Annotated in this window: 1 protein-coding gene and 1 pseudogene; both read right to left on the bottom strand. The window is 67.5% G+C overall.

What is annotated here, in order from left to right; translation table 11 throughout:
* Window positions 1-44 precede the first annotated feature (44 nt).
* A pseudogene (locus BIS11_RS18145) lies at window positions 45-656 on the bottom strand (PmbA/TldA family metallopeptidase); the annotation flags it as partial.
* Window positions 656-1,139 (bottom strand): AsmA-like C-terminal region-containing protein (locus BIS11_RS18150; protein WP_301286518.1); only part of this gene is annotated, 484 nt, incomplete at its 5' end. The gene BIS11_RS18150 and the pseudogene BIS11_RS18145, both read right to left, overlap by 1 nt.

The following is a 1,139-nucleotide window of genomic DNA, read 5'->3' on the forward strand; positions in this document are numbered from 1 at the left end:
GGTGCGCTTCAACGTCAGCGTCATCGCCGCTCGTAACGGCCGCCGCGCTCGCGGCGGCCGTTACGAGCGGCGATGACGCTGACGTTGAAGCGCACCAGCGGGCGAATGTCCGCGGCCAGCGTCCCGTCGCTTGCGCGCACCAGCACCACTTCATAGGTGCCCGAGAGCGAGGCGCTGACCTGGCTCACGCCCGGGTCCGCCGCCCGCGCGACGCGGTCGGCCTCCTGCAGCATGGCGACCTTCTCCTCGGCGGTGAGCCCGGCGAGCGTGTCGATGCCGGCGTAGAAGCGCTCGGCGCTGACCACCTCCACCACCTGGCCCGGCAGCGTCTTGCCGCTTCGCACGATGCCCGCAGCGGTGCGCCCGGTGTCCATCAGCGCGTTGGCGCTGATCTGGTTGGAGTAGGCGAAGCCGGTCTTCTCGCCGGCGAGCGAGCGCACGCCCACGCCGCCGTCGATGTTGTAGCTGGCCTCCTTGACGCGACCATCCTCCAGCACCCAGCCCTCCTGCCAGGTGCGCTGGAAGTAGAGATCCGCATAGTCGATACCCGCCCCCAGGGCGTAGCCGAGTCCCTTGTCCAGCGCCGCGACGTCGAGGCCGCTGGGCGTCAGCAGAATGGAAACGGCGGTGTCTAAATCGCTTGAATGTGCGCTCATTAAGGACCTTCTAGAGTGACCCGCGGCGAGGTCCAGGGGCCTTGCACGCGAAAGTATAGAGTCGTTGCTCGATTGAGCGATTCGCCGAACAGCTGGTCGGCGACCAGCAGCGCCCCACCGACGATGGGCGCGCCCACGGCGATGGCGGCGATCGGCAGCGTCTGGCTGACGGGCAGTGTGACGCCCAGACGCTGGTCGAGTTCACGCTGTAACAGATTGACGCTTCCGGTCAAGGATAACGTGGCGGCCGGCGCCTCGATTTGCAAGGGCCCGCGCAGGGTCAATCGCCCGCCGGTCACGTCGGCGCTGCCGTGCACGCGGTCGAAAGCGGTACCCTGGCCGGTCACGTCGGAAAAATCCAGCCGCAGCCGGCGCAGGATATTGTCGAAGTTGAGAAGCCCGACGAGGCGTGCCGACGTGGAGTTCATCGACAAAAAGCGCCCGTCGCGAAGGTCGGTTTCGAGAAAGCCCGTGGCCTGGGCC

Source organism: Halomonas sp. 707D4, assembly GCF_024158685.1.
In the GTDB taxonomy this organism is placed as follows: domain Bacteria; phylum Pseudomonadota; class Gammaproteobacteria; order Pseudomonadales; family Halomonadaceae; genus Vreelandella.